The 1,130-nt window shown below is 59.3% G+C and carries 1 protein-coding gene; it reads right to left on the minus strand.

Features of this window, described 5'->3' with window-relative positions; all coding sequences use genetic code 11:
- Positions 1–681: 681 nt before the first annotated feature.
- On the minus strand, positions 682–1,130 hold a 449-nt coding region (locus AQJ91_RS51140; protein WP_199848163.1), incomplete at its 5' end, for a polymorphic toxin type 43 domain-containing protein.

A 1,130-nucleotide genomic window follows, 5' to 3' on the forward strand; every position in this document is an offset into this window, starting at 1 on the left:
GGCCGTCATGCCTGACGACGAATCCGAAGCCCGGCCCCGCAGCTATCGCCCGCTGACGATGCCGTCAGCGTTGCCGCAAAATGGCCGGATGCCCTCCCGGATTATCCGGGAGGGCATCCGTTTTCCACTACTCGGAACCCTTCACAAGGCGCCTGGCGATATGCCGAGTCCATTGATTTGCCCATTTGGCAGTAGACAATTCTTGCAGGAGTTCAAAATGCTCCCGCGAGATATCTCTATCCACCATCCAGTGGACCGCTCGCTCAACCCAGTGGCTACTTCGACTCCTGATTGCCATCGTTAGAACATCTTCGACAGGAATCAGATCTTGAAAATTTTCGGGCGAAAGTCCAAATCGCTCAGCAGCGGAGTCCAGACCTGTTCGAAGTGACCTCTCGTCTGCATCCAGGATGGTCACCCAGGATGAGGGCAGGCTCCCCGCCGAGGATTCAACTGCACCTTCGAGCCTCCCCAGGGTCCACACCCCTTTCCGGTCGAACCCCAGCCAAATTCCCGTTGCGCTGATCTGTACCAGCGGTAGCCATGCAACGGCTCCGGCCTGATCCGGGTAGGAGGAGACGATCCAACAGCTCTCAGGAACAGTCGAAAGCTGGACCATCAGATCACTTACTGTCACCACACCTGCCTCAAGAGGAGGATCCGCCAGGGATGCCACTTTGCCTACCAATACATGCTCGGGGTGTGCGTCACAGCTATCCCGTGTTGACTCATGAAGTCCTGGAACGCCTTCCTTGTCGAGTCATTCCAGTTCATTCCATAGTGCCCGGACCACTGATTGGTCTGCAACTCCCCATCCGGCCCCCGACGCAGGCGCCCCCCAACCATCGTGGATTTGTCGGCACCAACTGCGCTCCCCAGGAAATCGTGGCCGCCAACACCCTGGTTGGCTCCGGTCCCGAAGCGTCCTGTGGTCGGATCGAAGATGAAGTCCCTCTCACCCTTCGGGCTGAAGTTCTTCACTGCGCTGACAGATTTTACGCGGTCGCTAACCTCAAGGACACCCTTAACTGGACCACTTCCGTCAATGGCACCTTTGCCTCCCCCTCTCCTGCCGCCGGTCAGGAAGGCGCCGGCCGCGGCCCCGACCCCGGCCGCGTTGCCGTCGCCAC

The sequence above is a fragment of the Streptomyces dysideae genome (assembly GCF_001514305.1).
Classification (GTDB): domain Bacteria; phylum Actinomycetota; class Actinomycetes; order Streptomycetales; family Streptomycetaceae; genus Streptomyces; species Streptomyces dysideae.